Source organism: Sphingomonas kaistensis, from assembly GCF_011927725.1.
Classification (GTDB): domain Bacteria; phylum Pseudomonadota; class Alphaproteobacteria; order Sphingomonadales; family Sphingomonadaceae; genus Sphingomicrobium; species Sphingomicrobium kaistense.
In genome coordinates, this window is the sequence record NZ_JAATJC010000001.1 from 1,783,638 (window position 1) to 1,802,576 (window position 18,939).

An 18,939-nucleotide genomic window follows, 5' to 3' on the forward strand; every position below is an offset into this window, starting at 1 on the left:
CAGTGAGCCCTGAAGAGCCAGCCTATTGCAGCCTTCGCAACGCGGGGCAACGGGCTTGGCAGCGCGGGGGGCGCGGGCCTAAGGACGCGGCAACCCCTCTTCCCTAGCTGCGAGTGACAATCCCCATGCAGATCCGCTTCGCCGACGCCCTTCCTTCGGGCAGCTTCGCCCTGGTCCTCCCCGTTGCCGGCACCGAGCGCGGCAACCTTGCCTCGCTGGGCGACAACCGGGCGGCGGTGGAAGCGGCGGCACGCGGGCAGCGTTTCGAAGGCGAAGCGGGCGCGGTGGCGGAAAGCTGGACCGGCGGCAACGGCGGGTCGCAGGTCCGGCGGCTGGTGCTGATCGGAATCGGCAGCGGAAGCGACGGCGCGGCGGCCGAGAAGCTGGGCGGAGCGGCGGTCGGCCGGCTTCTGACCTCGGGCGAGAAGAGCCTGGTGATCGACCTCAGCGGCACCCGCTTCGACGCCGATGCCGCGGCCCGGCTGGCGCTGGGCGCGGCGGCGCGGGCGTGGCGCTACGACCGCTATCGGACCAAGCTGAAGGAGAAGCAGAAGCCGACGGTCGACGAGGTGGTGATCGTCGGTGCGCCGTCCGGGGCCGAGGCACGCTGGACGGAGCGCTACGAAGGCGTGCTGGCCGGGATCAAGCTGACCCGCGAACTGGTCACCGAGCCCGCCAACATCATTTATGCCGAGACCTTCGTCGAGCGGGTCAAGAAGGCGGCCGAAGGCACCGGGCTGGTGATCGAGGCGCTAAGCCAGGCCGAGATGGAGAAGCTCGGCATGGGCTCGCTCCTGTGCGTCAACCAGGGCACCATCCGCGAACCGCGGCTTCTGGTCATGCGCTGGAACGGCGGTGGGCACGAGACCGACAAGCCGCTGGCGCTGATCGGCAAGGGCGTGACCTTCGACACCGGCGGCATCTCGATCAAGCCGGCGGCCGGCATGGAATCGATGAAGTGGGACATGGGCGGCGCCGGCGCGGTCGCCGGCGCCATGCTCGCGCTCGCCAGCCGCAAGGCCAAGGCCAACGTGATCGGCCTGTGCGGGCTGGTCGAGAACATGCCGTCGGGCGCCGCGACCCGGCCGGGTGACGTGGTCACCTCGATGAACGGGCAGACGATCGAGGTGATCAACACCGACGCCGAGGGGCGCCTGGTGCTGGCCGACGTCATGACCTACGCCCAGCGCGAGTGCGGCGCGAAGCGGCTGGTCGACCTGGCCACGCTGACCGGCGCGATGCTGATTGCGCTCGGGACCGAGCATGGCGGCCTGTTCTCGAACAACGACACGCTGGCGGGCGAGCTTTCCGCTGCGGCCACCGAAACCGGCGAGAAATTGTGGCGGATGCCGCTCGGTGACGCCTATGACCGCCTGATCGACAGCCCGATCGCCGACATCAAGAACGTCGGCCCGCGCGAAGGCGGTTCGATCACCGCGGCGCAATTCCTTCAGCGCTTCGTCGAGGAGGGCGTCGAATGGGCGCACCTGGACATTGCCGGCATGGTGTGGAGCGACAAGCCCGGCACCACCTTCGACAAGGGCGCGACCGGATATGGCGTGCGCCTGCTCGACCGCTTCGTGGAGCTGACGGCCGAGTGAGGGTCGATTTCTACCAGCTGGCCGGCGCGCCCGTCGACGAGGTGGTGGCGAGTATCGCCGCCAAGGTCGTCGAGGGCGGCGAACGGCTGCTGGTGGTGATGAGCGACGAGAATGCGCTGGCGCGGCTCGACCGATTGTTGTGGGACCAGGGCGAGACGGACTTCCTTGCCCATGGCGTCGCCGGGGAAGGGGAAGACGCGCGCCAGCCGATCCTGCTGTCGACCACGCCCGACCCGGCCAATGGCGCTCGCAACCTGCTGGTCGCCGACGGCGAATGGCGCGAGGCGGCACTGACCTTCGAGCGGGCGTTCCACCTGTTCGACGAGGCCAATCTCACCGAGGCGCGACAGGCCTGGAAGCTGCTGTCGGGCCGCGACGGGGTCGAGCGCAACTACTGGGCGCGCGAGGACGGGCGCTGGACGCGCAAGGCCTGAGTCCTTGCCTGATCCGCCCCCTCCCGCTAGGGGCGCGCGCAATCCTTTCCTTACCCACCTCAATCAACGGAGCCTAACCGTGGCCGTCACGCGCACCTTCTCGATCATCAAGCCCGATGCCACCCGCCGCAACCTGACCGGCGCGGTCACCAAGATGCTGGAGGAAGCCGGCCTGCGCGTCGTCGCGTCCAAGCGCATCCACATGACCAAGGACCAGGCCGAGGGCTTTTACGGCGTCCACCGCGAGCGTCCCTTCTTCAACGACCTGGTGTCGTTCATGATCTCGGGCCCGGTCGTCGTGCAGGTGCTGGAAGGCGAGGACGCCGTGAAGCGCAACCGCGACATCATGGGCGCGACCAACCCCGAGAATGCCGACGCCGGCACCATTCGCAAGGAACTGGCCGAGTCGATCGAAGCCAATTCGGTGCACGGTTCGGACTCGGACGAGAATGCCAAGATCGAGATCGATTACTTCTTCAAGCCGGAAGAGATCGTCGGCTGACGCCAGGTATTTTGAATTGAAAGAGGCCCGCTGGAGCGATCCGGCGGGCCTTTTTCATAGGCAGCCTTCTTCATCTTTGGTTCAGCGGCGAAATGACCTTTTCCGCTGAACGCAAGGCAGGAGACAGGGTGATGATCGAGCTGACGCTGGCACTGTTGGTGGCTTCGGGCCCGATCGTCGGCAGCCTGCCGCCCCAGCCGCGCGCGCTGCCGGCCTATAATCCGGTGACCAGCGCCGACCTCGGCCACGTCCGCCGCGATGTCCGCAAGGGTCGTGACGAGGGCTCGCTGTCGAAGAGGCAGGCGAAAGAGCTGCGCCGCGAAGCCCGCGAGGTCGCGATGCTGGAAGAACGTTATGCCGCCGGCGGGCTGAGCAGCGCCGAAGCGGCCGAGCTGCGCGCCCGGATCGGCGTGCTGCGCGCGCTGACCAACGGCAAGCGGCTCGGCACTATCAAGTAGCGGCAAGCCAGGCCAACCCGCCGGCCTGGACCGCGGCGATCAGCCAGAGTTGGGTGGAGAAGGGCTGCTTGCGCGTCTTGTGGCGGAGCAGGTGGCGTGCCGCGAAGGCGGCCGGTGTGCCGCCGAGGAAGGCGAGCGAGAGAAGCTCGCTTTCCGAGACGCGCCACTCGCCGCGCCCGGCGCGCTGCTTGTCCTGCCGGAAGCGGAAGAAGGTCCAGGCGTTGATGAACACCGCCCAGGCAAGGGCTTGAAGAAGGGTCAGAACTCGTCCGCCGCGCGCATCAGCCTGGTCAGGCGCGGCGGGGCGCAGGCACGCCAACTGCGCTGAAGCCACTCGCCGACTTCGTCCCAATCGGTGTCGCGGCGATTGAGCTTGAAGCCGAGCCAGCCGCTCGCGCCATAATATTTGGGCCAGTAATAGGTGTCGGGCCGGGCCTCGATCAGGCCGGTCATCTCGTCCGCGCCGCTGGCCTTGACCAGCAGGCCGATGGCATCCTCGCCGTGGTGGCGGTCGGCGAGGATGGCGAACAGCTTGGCCGACTTCTCCGACCCCACGGCCCAGCCGGGGCTGCCGTGGCTGGTCTTGCGGGACACTTCGGGAAGGGGTGAGGCAAGCTCGTCGAGCCGGGCTTCGATCCACGCCGCATCCTGAAAGCGCGAGACATAGGCGGCGAGGGTAGCCGGGTAGAGCTGGTGTTCGGCCAAGCGGACGCGGGCCGCGAGCGTGTCGGGCGTATCGCCCGGGCGGATGGCGACGGCGACCTGGCCCAGGATCTCCCCCGCGTCGACATCCTCGGTGACGAGGTGGACGGTGCAGCCGGCATGGCTGTCGCCGGCGTCGAGTGCCCGGGCGTAGGTGTCGAGCCCGCGATATTTGGGAAGCAGCGAAGGGTGGATGTTGAGCAGGCGGCCCCGCCAGCGCGCCACGAAGGCAGGGGTCAGGAGGCGCATGTAGCCGGCCAGCGCGACGGCGTCGGGGCGGGCGGCGGTGAGGGCGTCGTCCAGCGCGTCGTCGAAGGCTTCGCGGGTCAGGCCCTTGTGGCTGAGCGACCAGGTCGGGACACCTTCCGCCTCGGCGAGCGCGAGGCCGGCGGCGTCGGGGTTGTTGGAGGCGACCAGCACGATCTCGGTCGCCGTATCGGGCAGGCGGCTGGCGTAGAGCAGGGCGGCCATGTTGCTGCCCTCGCCCGAGATGACCACGGCGACCCGCGCGCGGTCAGCCATGGTTGTGAGTGGCGCTCCAGGCGCCGCGAGCGCTCCAGCTTTCGTCGGGACCGCGAACGGTGCAGCCGCGCTGGCCCTGCTCGATGCGGCCGATGCGGTGGACCGTCTCGCCTGCCGCTACCAGCGCCTCGGTGACGGCGTCGGACTGGTCGGGCGCGACCACCACGACCATGCCGATGCCGCAATTGAAGGTGCGGGCGAGTTCCTCGGGCTCGATGGAGCCGCCGGCCTGGAGCCAGGCGAACAGCGGCGGAAGCGCCCAGCTGTCGGCGTCGACCACCGCGTGGCAATCGTCGGGGAGGACCCGCGGGATGTTCTCGAGCAGTCCGCCGCCGGTGATATGGGCGAGGCCACGGATGCGACCCGCGCGGATTTCCGGAAGCAGACTCTTCACGTAGATGCGAGTCGGCTCGAGAAGCATCTGGCCGAGCAACCGCTCGGGATCGAAGCGGGCCGGGCGGTCGAGCTTCCAGCCGTTCACCTCGATCAGGCGGCGGACCAGGCTGAAACCGTTGGAATGGACCCCGCTGCTGGCAAGGCCGAGCAACAGGTCGCCGGGGCGGATGTCAGCGCCGGTCAATTGCTGTCCGCGCTCCACCGCGCCGACGCAGAAGCCGGCAAGGTCGTAATCGCCCGGAGCGTACATGCCGGGCATTTCCGCCGTTTCGCCGCCGATCAGCGCGCAGCCGGCGGTGAGGCAGCCTTGCGCGATCGAGGCGACCACCGCTTCGGCAACCCCGGTGTCGAGCTTGCCGGTGGCGAAATAGTCGAGGAAGAACAACGGCTCGGCGCCCTGCACGACGAGGTCGTTGACGCACATGGCGACGAGGTCGATGCCCACGCCCTCGTGCCGCCCGAGGTCAATCGCAAGCTTGAGCTTCGTCCCGACCCCGTCATTGGCAGCCACCAGCAACGGATCGACGAAGCCTGCCGCCTTGAGATCGAAGAAGCCGCCGAAGCCGCCCAGATCGGCGTCCGCACCTGGCCGCCGCGTCGCCTTGGCGAGCGGTCCGATGGCTTTCACAAGCGCGTTGCCGGCGGCGATGCTGACGCCCGCCTCTTCGTAAGTCAGCCCCATTGGCACCGCCTAGCCGAGAAGAGCCTTGGAAATCGAGCCCCAAGCTGCTTTGAGGGCGCCGTCATGCCGCGCCTTCCCTTGCGCACCCTTCTGGTCCTGCTGCTCGCATCGTTCGGGCTCGGCACCGCCGTCTTCGCTCAGCTCGAGAGCGGGGACCGCGGGATTCCGCCCATCGACAGCGCCAGCACGCTGGAAATCGGCGGGATCAAGGTCGACGTCGCCGCCAAGGATGCGGAAAGCGCGCGGCTGGCCGGATGGCGGCTTGCGCAACGCCAGGGCTTTGCTGCCCTGTGGGCCAAGATGCACAACCGGCCGCTGGGTGAGGCGCCCAAGCTGCCCGATTCGACCCTCGACGGGATCGTCAGCTCGATCGCGATCGAGGAGGAGCGGATTGCGCCCGGCCGCTACATCGCCACCCTGCAGGTACTGTTCGACCGCTCGCGCTCGGCCGCGTTGCTGGGCGCGCAGGGCCCGGTGAGTCGCTCGGCGCCGATGCTGCTGATCCCGGTGATGGTCAGCGGTGGAACCGCGACCACGGTCGAACTGCGGAACCCGTGGCAGCGGGCATGGGCCGAATATCGCACCGCCAACAGTGCGATCGATTATGCCCGCATCTCGGGTCAGGGGATCGATCCGCTGCTCGCCACTGCGTCGCAGGTCCGCCGGCCGGGCCGGGAGATGTGGCGCAACCTGGTCGATTTCTATGGCGCCGCCGACGTGCTGGTCGCGACCGCGCAGGTCAGGCGTCTGTATCCGGGCGGGCCTTCGGTCGCGACCTTTACCGGCAGCTTCGGGGCCGACCAGAAATTGCTCGGAAGCTTCACCCTGCGTGCCGAAAACAGCGCCGAAATGCCGCGGATGATGGCCGAAGGCGTGCAGCGGATGGACGCGCTCTACACTTCGTGGCTGGCGTCCGGCGGGCTCGAACCCGACCGGAGCCTGTTGCCGCCGCCGCCGCCGGTCGAGGAGATCGTCGAAGAGGAAGTCACGGAGGCTGCGCCGGTCGAGCAGCTGATCCAGATGGCGGTCACCTCGCCTTACTCGCCGGTCGGCTGGCTGCGCTCGATCCCGGGTGTCCGCTCGGTGCAGGAAATCGGCGCGCAGGTGCTGGTGGTGCGCTACCGCGGCTCGCCCGCGCAGCTTGCCGCGGCGCTGAACGCCCGCGGGTGGCAGACCAGCAGCGCAAGCGGGGTGTTCACCATCACCGGCTATGCGCCGCCTCCGCCCCAACCCGCGCCACCGCAGCCGCAGCCGCAGCCGGCTCAGCCGCAGCCGCAGCCGCAGCCGCAGCGCCCGGCGCCCGAGCCGATCACCCCCGTCGCGACCAACCGGCCGGGGGAATGAAGTGAGGGGCCCCGACCAGATCGCGCTCCCGCTCGACTGGCCGCAGGGGAGCGACGACAGCCGGTTCATCGTCAGCGCGGCGAACCAGGCCGCGTTTGATCATTTCCAGCGCTGGTCGAGCTGGCCGGTGCGCTCGACCATCCTTACCGGGCCCCGCCGCTCCGGCCGCTCGCTCCTCGCGCGCAATTTTGTGGCGCGGGTTGGCGGGCGGCTGTTCGATCCCGCCGATCGCCACGACGAGGAAGCGTTGTTCCATGCCTGGAACCAGGCGCAGGAGACCGGCCGCCCGCTGGTAATGGTTGCCGACCACGCACCGCCCAGGTGGGAGGTGAGCTTGCCCGACCTCCGCACCCGGCTGGCGATCACCCCGGTGACGACCATCGAGCAGCCCGACGACGCCCTGTTCGCCGCGCTGATCCGCCGCTTGTTCGCCGATCGCGGTCTGCACCTGCCTGACGAGGCGCTGCGCTATGTCGGCGATCGGGTGACGCGCGATTACTGGACCGCGGAGCGGGTGGTCGAGGCGATCGACCGCTTCGCCATCGCCGCCAACGCCAGGCTGAGCCTGCCAACGGTCCGCCGCGCGTTGATCAGCGGCGGGATCATCGAGGGAGGGCAGGAGGAGTGAACGCGCCGGCCGAAACCAGGACCGTCGACTTGAAGGAAGGGCAAAGCCGTTACTTCAACCGCGAGATGTCGTGGCTGGCGTTCAACCGCCGGGTGCTGGAGGAAGCCGCCAATCCTGCGCATCCGTTGCTGGAGCGACTCCGCTTCCTGTCGATCAGCGGGTCCAACCTCGACGAATTCTTTTCGGTGCGGGTCGCGGGGCTGAAGGAGCAACAGCTCGAGGGGCTGGAGGAGCGCAGCTACGACGGGCAGACCCCGGCGCAACAGCTGGAGCGGATCAGCGAGGAGGCCGATGCGCTGATCGCCGAGCAGCAGCAGACCTGGCTGGTGCTCGCCGACCTGCTCGGCCAGTCGGGGGTCGAGGTGGTCGGCGCTGCCGACCTCGACGAATCTGAGCGGGAGTGGCTTCGCACCTTCCTGTCGGAGCAGATCCTGCCGGTGCTGACCCCGCAGGCGGTCGACCCCTCGCACCCGTTCCCGTTCGTGCCCAACCTTGGCTACGCCCTGGTGTTCGCGATGGTCGACAGCGCGGACAAGGAGCCGGTCAGCGAAGTGCTGATGATCCCGCCTTCGGTTCCGCGCTTTCTCCAGCTTCCGGGCACGCAGACCCGGTTCATCTCGATCGACGCGGCGATTGCGGCACACCTCGACGTGCTGTTTCCCGGTTTCGAACTGGTCGCGGCTGGGGCGTTCCGGGTGCTGCGCGACACCGATATCGAGATCGAGGAGGATGCGGAGGATCTTGTCCGGACCTTCCGCTCGGCCATCAAGCAGCGCCGCCGCGGGCGGGTGATCAGGCTCGAATTCACCAGCGGGACGCCGCTCGACCTCGAGAACCTCGTGCGCGAAGGGGTCGGGGCCGAGCATGCGCTGATTGCCGAGAATTCGGGGGTGATCGGGATCGCTGACCTCCAGCAACTGGTCGATGTCGAGGGCCACGCCGCGCTCCGCTTCGCGACCTACAAGCCGCGCTTCCCCGAGCGGGTGAAGGAGCATGACGGCGACTGCTTCGCGGCGATCCGCGACAAGGATTTCGTGGTCCACCACCCGTATGAGAGCTTCGACGTGGTGGTCGCCTTCCTGCGTCAGGCGGCGAGCGATCCCGACGTGGTGGCGATCAAGCAGACGCTGTACCGCGCGGGCAAGCAGTCGGCGATCATCGACGCGCTGGTCGCAGCCGCCGAGGCGGGCAAGTCGGTGACGGCGGTGGTCGAGCTGAAGGCCCGTTTCGACGAGGAGCAGAACCTGTTCTGGGCAAGCCGGCTGGAGCGGGCAGGCGTGCAGGTGGTGTATGGCTTCACCCAGTGGAAGACCCACGCCAAGGTGTCGATGGTGGTGAAGCGCGAGGGCGGCTCGTTCCGCACCTACTGCCACTTCGGGACCGGCAACTACCATCCGACCACGGCGCGCTTCTACACCGACCTCAGTTTCTTCACCGCATCCAAGCGGGCGGCGCGCGATGCCGCCAAATTGTTCAATTTCATCTCCGGCTACGTCCGGCCGAAGGGCCTCGAACTGCTGGTGATGAGCCCGGTCAGCCTGCGCGAGAAGTTGAACGCCTGGATCGATGCCGAAATCGCCAATGCCAAGGCCGGCAAGCCCGCCGCGATCTGGGCCAAGATGAACAGCCTGGTCGACCCGCGGATCATCGAAAAGCTATACGAGGCGAGCGAGGCGGGGGTGAAGATCGAGCTGATCATCCGCGGCATCTGCTGCCTTCGTCCGGGTATCGCCGGTCTGTCGAGCAACATCCGGGTGAAGTCGATCGTCGGTCGCTTCCTCGAGCATAGCCGCATCTGGTGCTTCGCCAACGGGGCGCGTCTTCCGCATGGCAAGGCCCGGCTGTTCATTTCGTCGGCCGACTGGATGCCGCGCAACCTCGATCGCCGGGTCGAGGTCGCGGTGCCGCTCGAGAATTCGACCGTCCACGCGCAGGTGCTGGAACAGGTGATGGTTGCCAACCTGATCGACAATCAGCAGAGCTGGCTGCTGGACGGAAGCAGCGGCCAGTATCGCCGCGTCGCGGGCGACAAGAAGCCTTTCAACCTCCACACCTATTTCATGACCAATCCATCGCTTTCCGGTCGCGGGCAGTCGCTCGAAGGCAGAAAGGTGCCGAAACTCAAGCTGGAACAGGGCGGGTAGAACAAGAATATGGCAAAGCGCTCTTTCGGCCCGGTCGGGATCATCGACATCGGCTCCAACTCGATCAGGTTCGTCGCTTATGCCGGGTCGGAGCGGGTCCCTTCGACCCTGTTCAACGAAAAGGTTTCGGCCGGGCTCGGGCGCGAGCTCGCCTCGACAGGGCAATTGTCCGAAAAGGCGATGGACCAAGCGATCGAGGCGCTTGCGCGGTTTCGCCTGCTCGCGCGCGAGATGAAGCTGAAGCGTCTTGACGTGGTGGCCACGGCGGCGGTGCGCGATGCCGAGAATGGCGACGAATTCCTCGCCCGGGCGCGCAAGGCCGGGGTCGAGCCCAAGGTCATCACCGGCGAGGAGGAAGCGCGGCTTGCGGCGCTGGGGGTGATCTCCGCCATCCCACACGCCAAGGGCGTGGTCGCCGACCTTGGTGGTGGAAGCCTCGAACTGACGCCGGTTGCCAACGGCAAGGCGGGGGCGGGCATTTCGTTGCCGCTGGGCGTGCTGCGGGTCGGCACGGAGGCGAGCGCCAAGAGCCTCGCCGCGACGCTGCGCAAGGCGATCCCGCCGGCCATCCTCGCCGCCGGGGCGGAGCGGACGCTGTATCTGGTGGGCGGCTCGTTCCGCGCCTTTGCCCAGCTTGACCAGCAGGAAGCGAATTCGCCGCTGCACGTGGTCCACGGCCATGCGATCGAGGCTGACCGCGCACGCGAACTTCGCGACCTGATCCGCAAGACCTCGCCCGAACAATTGAAGCAGCGCTTCGGCCTGTCGACCACCCGCGCCCAGACCGCGCGACCGGCCGCCGCCGTGCTCGATGCGCTGTTCCGCGTGCTCGAGCCTGCCCGTGCGGTGGCCAGCGCCTACGGCCTGCGCGAAGGCTTGCTCTACGATCATCTGGCAGAGGAGCACCGGGCCGAAGACCCTTTATTGGCTGCCGCCCTTGAGGCGGGCGAGAAGCTGGGGCGGTTCGGGGATCACGGAGCCGAGCTGGACGCATGGATCGCGCCGCTTTTTCCCGACGATGACGACGCCGCGCGGCGGCTTCGGCTGGCCGCCTGCCTGCTCGCCGACGTCGGGTGGGAAGCGCATCCGGACTTCCGCGCCTTGTGGGCAGTCGACATGGGGGTGCATGGCAATTGGGTCGGGATCGACGCCGAGGGCCGGACCATCATCGGCCGGACCTTGTGGTCGGCGTTCGGCGGCGACGGACCGTTCAACCAGAGCCTTGCGCAGCTGGTCGACCAGCGGGTGCTCGACCATGCCGGTCAATGGGGCGCTGCGATCCGGCTTGCCCAGCGCTTGTCGGGCGGGACCGAGAAGCTGCTCGCGCGCTGCCATATCGAGGTGGACGAAGGCGACGTGGTGCTTCGCCTCGCGCGCAAGGACCAGCGGCTTTACAGCGACATCGTCGCCCGCCGGCACCGCCAGCTCGCCAACCTGATGGGGCTGACGGCGCGGCTGGAGCTGGCCTAGCCGCAGGTAACGCGCTGGATCCGGTTCTGCTCGTCGAGCTGGACCCGGACGCGGTCGGCGCGGAACTCCATCGTGACCATCATGCCGGCCGCGACCCACTGCAGGGTCTTCGCGCCCGAAGTCGACAGGATCTGTGCGCCAACCTCTGCGGTCGCCGCCTGGCCGACGAATTGCTGGAGATTGTCGTTGCTGCAGGTGCCGCCGGCCGGCGCGGCGGGTCCCACCGTCGCGCAGGCGCCGAGCAGGGCTGCTCCAATCCCCATCGCCATCAGCTTCATCATGCCGCTTCCTCTTCCTGCGTCCTGGTCATCTTGAGCTTGCCGTTCAGCGTCGCGAACGCCAGCCGCCCTTCCACCAGGTCCAACGCATCACGGCCGAATTCGTCGAACCGCCAGCCATTCAGGATCGCGAGGTCCTTGCGGACGCCGGCAGCCAAGGCCTCCAGCTCGTCCGAGCGGGCGATCAGCTTGGCCGCGACATTGCTTTCCTTGGCCTTGATCTTGAGCAGGAGCTTGAGGAGGTCGGCGACCAGCGCACCGTCCTTGGTCAGGCCCGGCCGGCTCGGCCCGCGCTCGGGCAATTCGTCGGGGCCGAGCGGCTGGGCATGCTCCAGCGCGCCCATCAGCCGCGCACCGATGTCGTTGTTGCGCCACCCCGCCGACAGCCCGCGCACCTTGGCGAGGTCTTCCTGCGTCTTGGGGGGATGGCCGGCGATGTCGGCCAGCGTGTCGTCCTTGACGATGCGGCCGCGCGGGAGGTTCTTGCCGCGGGCTTCCTTCTCGCGCCAGGCAGCGAGCGCGCGAAGCCGGCCCAGGACCTGCGGATTGCGGCTCGGCAGCTTGAGGCGCTTCCAGGCATCCTCGGGATCGAAAGCGAAGCTCGACGGATCGGCCAGCCGCTCCATCTCCTCGTCCAGCCACAGGCCGCGGCCGGTCTTACGCAGCTTGCTCACCATGCGCGGGAAAATGGTCGCGAGGTGGGTGACGTCGCCGATCGCATAGTCGATCTGGCGCTTGTCGAGCGGACGGCGGCTCCAGTCGGTGAAGCGCGCGCCCTTGTCGAGTGCGTGGCCGAGCATGGACTCGATGAGGTTCGAGTAGCCCACCTGCTCGCCGTAACCGAGCGCCATGGCGGCGATCTGGGTGTCGAACAAAGGCTGCGGCGTCTTGCCCGTCACGTTGTGGACGATTTCGAGGTCCTGGCCGCCGGCGTGAAAGACCTTCAGCACGTCCTCATTGTCGACCAGCAGGTCCCACAGCGGCTTGAGGTCGAGCCCGTCGGCCATCGGATCGATCGCCGCCGCTTCGTCGACCGAGGCGATCTGGATCAGGCACAGTTCGGGCCAATAGGTATTCTCGCGCATGAACTCGGTGTCGACGGCGACGAAGTCATGGGCGGAGAGGCGATCGACCAGCGCGGCAAGCTCCGCGCTGTCGGTGATCAGGGGATGAATCTTCATGTTGGCAGGGCTGTAGCGGGGTGTCTTCAAGTTGACAAAAGGGGAGGGCTGGGGAAAGCGCCGCGCCATCCATTCACCGTCATGACGACCTCATCCGGACGACGCACCATGCACGCCTATCGCTCCCACCATTGCGGCCAGCTCCGCGGTTCCGACGTCGGCAGCGACGTCCGCATCTCGGGCTGGGTCCATCGCAAGCGCGATCATGGCGGCGTGCTGTTCGTCGATCTTCGTGATCATCACGGCATCACCCAAGTCGTCGCCGACAGCGACAGCCCGGCGCTTGCGGTGCTCGAGCGGCTTCGGGTCGAGAGCGTGGTCACCATCGACGGCAACGTGAAGGCGCGCGCCGAGGGCACCAGCAACGCCAACCTGCCGACCGGCGATATCGAGGTCTACGCCCGCGGCATCACGGTGCAGAGCAGCGCGTCCGAACTGCCGATGCCGGTGGCCGGCGAACAGGAATATCCGGAGGAGATCCGCCTCCGCTACCGCTACCTCGACCTGCGCCGCGAGCGGCTGCACGCCAACATCATGCTGCGCTCGAACGTCATCGCGTCGATCCGCCGCCGGATGGTCGAACAGGGCTTTACCGAGTTCCAGACCCCGATCCTGACTGCCTCGTCGCCCGAGGGCGCGCGCGACTATCTGGTCCCGAGCCGGGTGCATCCGGGCAAGTTCTACGCGCTTCCGCAGGCGCCGCAGATGTTCAAGCAGCTGCTGATGGTTGCCGGCTTCGACCGTTATTTCCAGATCGCGCCCTGCTTCCGAGACGAGGATGCCCGCGCCGACCGGTCCCCAGGCGAATTCTACCAGCTCGACTTCGAGATGAGCTTCGTCACGCAGGATGATGTGTTCAACGCCATCGAGCCCGTCCTTGCCGGCGTGTTCCGCGAATTCGCTGGCGAGCGGCAGGTCACCGAGGGCGCGTTCCCGCGCATCCCGTACCGCGAGTCGATGCTGAAGTATGGCAGCGACAAGCCAGACCTGCGCAACCCGATCGTCATCAGCGACGTCGGCAGCCATTTCGAGGGCTCGGGCTTCGGCCTATTCTCGACCATCGTCGGCAAGGGCGGCTTCGTCCGCGCGATCCCGGCTCCGAACACCGCCGACAAGAGCCGCAAGTTCTTCGACGAGATGAACGACTGGGCCCGCGGCGAAGGCTATGCCGGGCTCGGCTATGCGACCCGCAAGGGCGGGGAGTGGGGCGGCCCGATCGCCAAGAACCATGGCACCGAGGGCATGGACAAGCTCGCCGCCGAACTCGGCCTGGGGCCGGACGACGGACTGTTCTTCGCGGCATCGGGCAAGGAGCTGGAGGCGGCCAAGCTCGCCGGCGCCGCCCGCACCCGGGTCGGCAACAGCCTCGGCCTGATCGACGAGAACCGCTTCGACTTCTGCTGGATCGTCGACTTTCCGATGTTCGAATATGACGAGGACGCCAAGAAGGTCGACTTCAGCCACAACCCCTTCTCGATGCCGCAGGGCGAACTTGAAGCGCTGGAGACCAAGGACCCGCTCGACATCCTTGCCTGGCAGTATGACATCGTCTGCAACGGCGTGGAGCTGAGCAGCGGCGCGATCCGGAACCACCGCCCGGACATCATGTACAAGGCGTTCGAGATCGCCGGCTACACGCAGGAGCAGGTCGACACGAACTTCTCGGGCATGATCAATGCCTTCAAGTTCGGCGCGCCGCCGCACGGCGGGTCGGCGCCGGGGATCGACCGGATCGTCATGCTGCTGGCAGGCGAGCCCAACATCCGCGAGGTGGTGGTCTTCCCGATGAATCAGAAGGCCGAGGACCTGATGATGAACGCGCCGGCCGAGGTCAGCGCCAAGCAGCTCAAGGAACTCAGCATCCGGATCGTCGGCGACGGTCCGAAGGGCTGAGGCAGCGGCCTCGGCCGTGTTAACGGGGAGGCGATGAAAAGCCTTCTCGACAAGCTCGGCTACAGATCCGGCGTGACGGCGCTGGTGTGGCGGGTGCCCGATTCGCGGGCCCCGCAGCTGTCCCCAGTCACGGTTGGAGGGGAGCCGCAATTCCTCCTCGCATTCGTTCGCGATCGTGCCGCACTGGGCGAGGCGGCGGACGAGGTCCTGCCATCCTACCGGCGCGGTGGGCACCTGTGGCTCGCCTATCCCAAGAAAAGCGGGTCGATCCTGTCCGACCTCAGCCGCGACGCGGGATGGGAGCGAATCACCCGTGCTGGACTGCTGCCCGTGACGCAGGTCGCGATGGACGAGGACTGGTCGGCACTCCGCTTCCGCTTCCGCGACGAGATCAAGAAGCTGACGAGAACATCCGCGCAGGCCTGAACAACTGTTGTTTCGATGCCGCAGAACTCGTGTGATGTACTGAATCGGGACTCGAAGGAACTTTTAACCACAGTTGTTGAATTGCGAGAAATTTAAAGGCGAGTTAACAAGCGACCGAGATTAAAGGAACCCGGTCATGAAAAAGCTCGCTCTCTCCATCGCTGCAATCGCCGCCGCCACCCTCGCCACCCCGGCCTCCGCCACCGTCGAGGTCGGTTCGAGCGTGGGTTGCGCGTCCGGTCCGCTCGCTCCGCCTGCCGACAAGTGTGCCGGCTACTATTCGGACAACCAGTTCAGCGGCCAGTCCGACAACGTCGCCTTGCAGCAGAGCGCGATCAACCTGCTGATCGGCAGCGGCAACTACACCGTCGACTGGAACGCCCTGAAGGATGCGGGCAAGGTCGTGTCGGGCAGTGACCTGACCGCCCTGAACAACCTCCTCGCGACTGCCGGCGGGCAGGTGCTGATCGGCTTCCACTGGGGCAACGTCCCGGGTCCGCAGGGCAATGTTTCGGCCTTCTACCTGTGGGACAACGTGCCGGCCGGTTCGATCCGCCTGACCGACACGCAGGGTTATTCGAACGCCGTCCTGTATCGCTCGACGAGCGTCACCACCGCGGTTCCCGAGCCGGGCACCTGGGCGCTGATGCTGGTCGGCTTCGGTGCGGTCGGTGGGGCCATGCGCCGCCGCCGCCGCGAGACGGTCATTCCCCAGTTCGCCTGAAGGAAAGGATCGGTGGTGCCGCTGCCCGGCGCCATCGATCCGCCGATACGACGCTAATCGAAAGGCCGCAGCCCCAGGGTTGCGGTCTTTTTGTTGTGGGGCGCCGCGGTGAGGGCGCTCAGGTGGCGCGAATCGCACCCTCGGGATAGGCGATCGCGATCACTTCCCAGCTCTTTTCGCCCGCCGGCAAGCGAACGATCCGCTCGTCACCGACTCGCGCGCCGACGAGCGCCCGGGCCATCGGGCTGCCCCACGCGATTCGCCCCGCGCCGGCGTCCGCTTCATCGTCTCCGACAAGAGTAAGGGTGCGGCGGGCATCGTCCTCGTCGGCCAGCTCCACCGTCGCGCCGAAGCGGATCACGTCACGATCGGGCTGGCTGGCGGGATCGACCACCTTGGCGTTCTTCATCACCTTCGACAGGTAACCCAGCCGACGGTCGATCTCACGCAGCCGCTTGCGGCCGTAGATGTAGTCGCCATTCTCCGAGCGATCGCCATTGCCGGCCGCCCAGCTTATCGTCTCGACCAGCTTGGGCCGCTCGCTGCCGAACAATTGCTCATATTCGGCGCGGATCCGCGCAAAGCCTTCGGCGGTGATGAAACGGGGACGATCACTCATCCCGGTGGCTTAGCCGACGCGGGCCTTACCGAGGAAGTGGCTGAGCTGGCGCGGGCTTACCGCACGCGGGTTCATCCGGTCGTAGACCACCGTATTTTCCAGCACCCGCTGCACGTAGCCGCGCGTTTCGGAGAAGGGGATGTCCTCGATCCAGGCAACGACGTCGGCCCCCGGCGCGCGCGGATCGCCGTTGCGATTGACCCATTTGCGCACGTTTCCGGCGCCCGCATTGTAGCTCGCCACCGCCAGCACGTAATTGCCGTCCCACTGGTTCAGCAGCCGCCGGAAGTAGGACGAACCAAGCATCACGTTGTACGACGGATCGGACGTCAGACGACCGAAGTCGTAGCCCACGCCGACCTTGCCCGACTGTTCCTGTGCGGTGGCCGGCATCAGCTGCATCATGCCCCGTGCGCCGGCGCCGCTGACCGCGGTACGGTCGAACGAGCTTTCCTGGCGGGTGATACCGTGGCTGATGCTCCACAGATATTCTTCGCTGATCCCGCCCGGCAGGGTCGGATAAGCGGCGCGGAAGTAGAAGGGCGAGCCGCCGTTGCGCGAGGAACGGGCAGTCCACACCGACAGGTCCTGCCGTCCGACCTGGCTCGACAACTCGGTCGCGAGCAGGCGGTCGCTGTCATTGTCCAGGGCCTCGGACAAGGCGCGGACGAACAGGGCCTGCTCGTCGCGGCGGCCCTGCGAGCCGAGCAGGCGGATCGCGCGGACCAGTGGCTTCACCTGGAACGTGGAGCGCTGCGCCGGCGTGACCAGCATCTGGGGCGAGCCGAGCGGTACGGGAATTGCGCGGCCCAGCCGTTCGTGCGCGAGCTGACCGTAGAACAGGTCGGGATAAGCCGCGGCCTTGCTGAAGTGCGCGGTCGCATTCTGCAGCTGGCCGGCCTGGGCGGCGGCGCGGCCGGCCCAATAGGCACCCTTGGTCAGTACCTGAAGCGACCGGCCGCCTTCGCTATACTTGTCGAACAGGGCGACGGCATCGGCCGGGCGGCCAAGCGCACGGATCGCGACGGTGCCGGCGAGCCACGTGAGGTTGGTATATTCGTCGCGCACCTGCAGCGGCTGGGCGGCGAGGTCGCTGCCGACCGGAAGCGCGTCGTCGACCTGTCGGGCGATATCATAGGCAAGCGTGTACTGGCGGTCGGCATAGGCTTCCTGCGCGACGATCCGCTTCAGTTCGTACCATTTGCCGGGATCGACCGGGAGCGAGGTGAAACGGTGCGGTCGCGCCAGCAGCTGGCGCGCCGCCGCCTGCCAATTGGCTTCGCGCAGGTAGCGGGCCCGGTCCTGCATCAACCCGGCGTCCTCGGTGACGCGGGCCATCACCGCATTATACAGCGCCTCGGTGTCGGGCGCGCGCTGCTGCATGGCGATGCGGGCGGCGAATGCCGGGCGGCGGGCGGCACTGGTCGACGCGAGCAGGCGTGCCGCGTCGGTCGGATCACGGTCGATCAGCAGTCGGTCGACCCGCTGGTCGTGGTCGGCGGTGGTGAAGCTGCCCCCAAACCGCTGGTAAAGGGCGATTTCGTCGACCGCCGACAGTCCCGACGCGCTCCAGGCGCGGCGCGCGGCAAGCAGCGCTTCGACCGACCGGCCCTGCGCCGCATAGGCCTCGGCAAGGCGGGCAAAGCCGCCGGCGGTGGTCGGCTGCTGGGTCCGGAAGAAGGCGACAACGGTGGCGACATTCTCGCCCGGTTGCATCGCCCGCTCGGCTGAACGGCGCATCGCGGATTCGCCGGGCCAGCCGGGATAAGCGACCAGGAAGCGGGCGTAATCGGCAAACGACCAGTTGCCGCCCTGCCGCAGCCGCCGCCAGTCGTTCAGCGCGTAGCCGACGTCATTGACCGGGGCGAGCGCCGGCGCCGGGGATACCGGTGTCAGCTGGGCCGATCCGGTCGCCGGAGCGACCAGTATCAGGGGAAGGAGATAAGCCACTCGTCGCATGCTGGACATCTTCGGCTATTGGTCCTTATCAACCGCTGAACAAACGCCGCGCCAGTCTAGTCGCAGCGGCCAAGTAAAATAGAGGAAGCCTGCATGTTCTCCGGGTCGATCCCCGCTCTCGTGACACCGTTCACCGCAGGGGAGGTCGATTTGGCCGCCCTGCGCGACCTGGTGGAGTGGCAAGTGGCCGAAGGGTCGAGCGGCCTGGTCCCGTGCGGGACGACCGGCGAAGTCCCGACGCTGAGCGCCGACGAGCATGCGGCAGTGGTCCGCACGACGATCGAAGCGGCGGCGGGGCGGGTGCCGGTGATCGCGGGTTGCGGGAGCTATTCGACCGCCGAGAGCCTGCGCAAGATGATCGTCGCCAAGGAACTCGGGGCCGACGCGGCGCTGGTGGTCGTGCCTTATTACAACCGCCCCAGCCAGGCCGGCATCCTCGCTCATTACCGCGCGCTGAGCGAGGGATGCGACTTGCCGATCGTCGTCTACAACGTGCCCTCGCGTACCGTCGCCGACATCGCGGTCGACACGCTGGCCGAAGTGGCGCGGCTGCGGGGCGTGGTCGGGATCAAGGACGCAACCGGAAGCATGGCGCGGGTGACGGCGCAGCGGCTCGCCTGCGGGACGGACTTCTGCCAGCTGTCGGGCAACGACGACATGGCACTGGGCTTCAACGCCCATGGCGGGGTGGGGTGCATCTCGGTCACCGCCAATGTCGCGCCGCGGCTGTGCGCTGACCTCCAGAAGGCGACTGCGGAGGGCCGCTGGGACGATGCGCGCGACCTCGCCGACCGGCTCTACCTGCTGAACGATGCGATGTTCGCCGATGCCTCGCCGGGGCCAGCCAAATATGCCCTTGGGCGCGTACGGCCCGGCTTTCCGCAAGAGCTTCGCCTGCCCCTGCTGGAAGCGAATGCCGCCGCCCGCGACCTGGTCGATGCCGGCCTGAAGGCAGCGGGACTCGTTTAGTCCGGGC

At 67.6% G+C, this 18,939-nt stretch carries 19 protein-coding genes; 12 read left to right on the forward strand and 7 right to left on the reverse strand.

Translation table 11 applies throughout. The features are described from left to right. Positions 1-125: 125 nt before the first annotated feature. The 4 genes from GGQ97_RS08700 to GGQ97_RS08715 all read left to right on the forward strand — a co-directional run bounded on the left by GGQ97_RS08700 (position 126) and on the right by GGQ97_RS08715 (position 2,995). Positions 126-1,601, forward strand: coding sequence for a leucyl aminopeptidase (locus tag GGQ97_RS08700; protein ID WP_168068801.1), 1,476 nt, complete (start codon positions 126-128; stop codon positions 1,599-1,601). Next, entirely contained in the window at positions 1,598-2,035 is a 438-nt protein-coding gene (locus GGQ97_RS08705; protein ID WP_168068803.1) for a DNA polymerase III subunit chi, read from the forward strand. Before GGQ97_RS08700 ends, GGQ97_RS08705 begins: the two co-directional genes overlap by 4 nt. 79 nt (positions 2,036-2,114) lie before the next feature. Beyond that, positions 2,115-2,537: a nucleoside-diphosphate kinase gene (gene ndk / locus GGQ97_RS08710; RefSeq protein WP_168068805.1), complete on the forward strand. Its 423-nt coding sequence runs from the start codon at positions 2,115-2,117 to the stop codon at positions 2,535-2,537. A 131-nt stretch (positions 2,538-2,668) separates the two neighbouring features. Then, positions 2,669-2,995 (forward strand): hypothetical protein, encoded by a 327-nt coding sequence (locus GGQ97_RS08715; protein ID WP_168068807.1) that lies wholly within the window; start codon positions 2,669-2,671, stop codon positions 2,993-2,995. Here GGQ97_RS08715 and GGQ97_RS08720 read toward each other — a convergent pair. The 3 genes from GGQ97_RS08720 to purM are packed head-to-tail and all read right to left on the reverse strand — an operon-like array spanning position 2,988 to position 5,297. Then, positions 2,988-3,227 carry a DUF1294 domain-containing protein gene (locus GGQ97_RS08720; RefSeq protein WP_342448494.1) on the reverse strand — a complete coding sequence of 80 codons (240 nt, stop codon included), beginning with the start codon at positions 3,225-3,227 and terminating at the stop codon, positions 2,988-2,990. The two genes, GGQ97_RS08715 and GGQ97_RS08720, sit on opposite strands and share 8 nt — an antisense overlap. Before the next feature lie 26 nt (positions 3,228-3,253). Beyond that, entirely contained in the window at positions 3,254-4,219 is a 966-nt protein-coding gene (gene purN / locus GGQ97_RS08725; protein ID WP_168068809.1) for a phosphoribosylglycinamide formyltransferase, read from the reverse strand. After that, entirely contained in the window at positions 4,212-5,297 is a 1,086-nt protein-coding gene (gene purM, locus GGQ97_RS08730) for a phosphoribosylformylglycinamidine cyclo-ligase (RefSeq protein WP_168068810.1), read from the reverse strand. The genes purN and purM overlap by 8 nt, the downstream gene beginning before the upstream one ends. Positions 5,298-5,360: 63 nt before the next feature. Here purM and GGQ97_RS14355 point away from each other — a divergent pair, with 63 nt between their 5' ends. From GGQ97_RS14355 to GGQ97_RS08745, 4 genes are read left to right on the forward strand one after another with little or no spacing between them, the layout of a single operon-like run. After that, positions 5,361-6,641, forward strand: a complete 1,281-nt coding sequence (locus GGQ97_RS14355) for a heavy-metal-associated domain-containing protein (RefSeq protein WP_245197922.1) — start codon at positions 5,361-5,363, stop codon at positions 6,639-6,641. A 1-nt stretch (position 6,642) separates the two neighbouring features. Next, positions 6,643-7,269, forward strand: coding sequence for an HdaA/DnaA family protein (locus GGQ97_RS14665; RefSeq protein ID WP_342448495.1), 627 nt, complete (start codon positions 6,643-6,645; stop codon positions 7,267-7,269). Beyond that, positions 7,266-9,413, forward strand: coding sequence for an RNA degradosome polyphosphate kinase (locus GGQ97_RS08740; RefSeq protein ID WP_342448496.1), 2,148 nt, complete (start codon positions 7,266-7,268; stop codon positions 9,411-9,413). Before GGQ97_RS14665 ends, GGQ97_RS08740 begins: the two co-directional genes overlap by 4 nt. Before the next feature lie 9 nt (positions 9,414-9,422). Next, positions 9,423-10,883, forward strand: a complete 1,461-nt coding sequence (locus GGQ97_RS08745) for a Ppx/GppA family phosphatase (RefSeq protein WP_168068813.1) — start codon at positions 9,423-9,425, stop codon at positions 10,881-10,883. Here the strand turns inward: GGQ97_RS08745 and GGQ97_RS08750 are convergent. Further along, the gene (locus GGQ97_RS08750) at positions 10,880-11,164 is read right to left on the reverse strand and encodes an I78 family peptidase inhibitor (protein ID WP_245197923.1); all 285 of its coding nucleotides are present in this window, start codon (positions 11,162-11,164) and stop codon (positions 10,880-10,882) included. The two genes, GGQ97_RS08745 and GGQ97_RS08750, sit on opposite strands and share 4 nt — an antisense overlap. Next, positions 11,161-12,342 (reverse strand): ribonuclease D, encoded by a 1,182-nt coding sequence (rnd, locus tag GGQ97_RS08755; RefSeq protein ID WP_168068815.1) that lies wholly within the window; start codon positions 12,340-12,342, stop codon positions 11,161-11,163. Before rnd ends, GGQ97_RS08750 begins: the two co-directional genes overlap by 4 nt. Positions 12,343-12,450: 108 nt before the next feature. Between rnd and aspS the strand changes: the two genes are divergently transcribed. The 3 genes from aspS (at position 12,451) to GGQ97_RS08770 (ending at position 15,385) form a co-directional block, all read left to right on the forward strand. Beyond that, entirely contained in the window at positions 12,451-14,235 is a 1,785-nt protein-coding gene (aspS, locus tag GGQ97_RS08760; protein WP_168070902.1) for an aspartate--tRNA ligase, read from the forward strand. A gap of 33 nt (positions 14,236-14,268) precedes the next feature. After that, the gene (locus GGQ97_RS08765) at positions 14,269-14,661 is read left to right on the forward strand and encodes a hypothetical protein (RefSeq protein WP_168068816.1); all 393 of its coding nucleotides are present in this window, start codon (positions 14,269-14,271) and stop codon (positions 14,659-14,661) included. A 136-nt stretch (positions 14,662-14,797) separates the two neighbouring features. Beyond that, complete coding sequence (locus GGQ97_RS08770; protein ID WP_168068818.1) at positions 14,798-15,385, forward strand: PEPxxWA-CTERM sorting domain-containing protein; 588 nt, start codon at positions 14,798-14,800, stop codon at positions 15,383-15,385. Between the two features lie 118 nt (positions 15,386-15,503). Here the strand turns inward: GGQ97_RS08770 and greB are convergent, their stop codons facing one another. Together greB and GGQ97_RS08780 are read right to left on the reverse strand one after the other, a co-directional pair. Beyond that, the gene (gene greB / locus GGQ97_RS08775) at positions 15,504-16,004 is read right to left on the reverse strand and encodes a transcription elongation factor GreB (RefSeq protein WP_168068819.1); all 501 of its coding nucleotides are present in this window, start codon (positions 16,002-16,004) and stop codon (positions 15,504-15,506) included. A gap of 9 nt (positions 16,005-16,013) precedes the next feature. Next, complete coding sequence (locus tag GGQ97_RS08780; RefSeq protein ID WP_168068821.1) at positions 16,014-17,963, reverse strand: lytic transglycosylase domain-containing protein; 1,950 nt, start codon at positions 17,961-17,963, stop codon at positions 16,014-16,016. A gap of 93 nt (positions 17,964-18,056) precedes the next feature. Between GGQ97_RS08780 and dapA the strand changes: the two genes are divergently transcribed. Next, positions 18,057-18,932: a 4-hydroxy-tetrahydrodipicolinate synthase gene (dapA, locus tag GGQ97_RS08785; protein WP_168068823.1), complete on the forward strand. Its 876-nt coding sequence runs from the start codon at positions 18,057-18,059 to the stop codon at positions 18,930-18,932. The last annotated feature ends 7 nt before the right edge of the window (positions 18,933-18,939 follow it).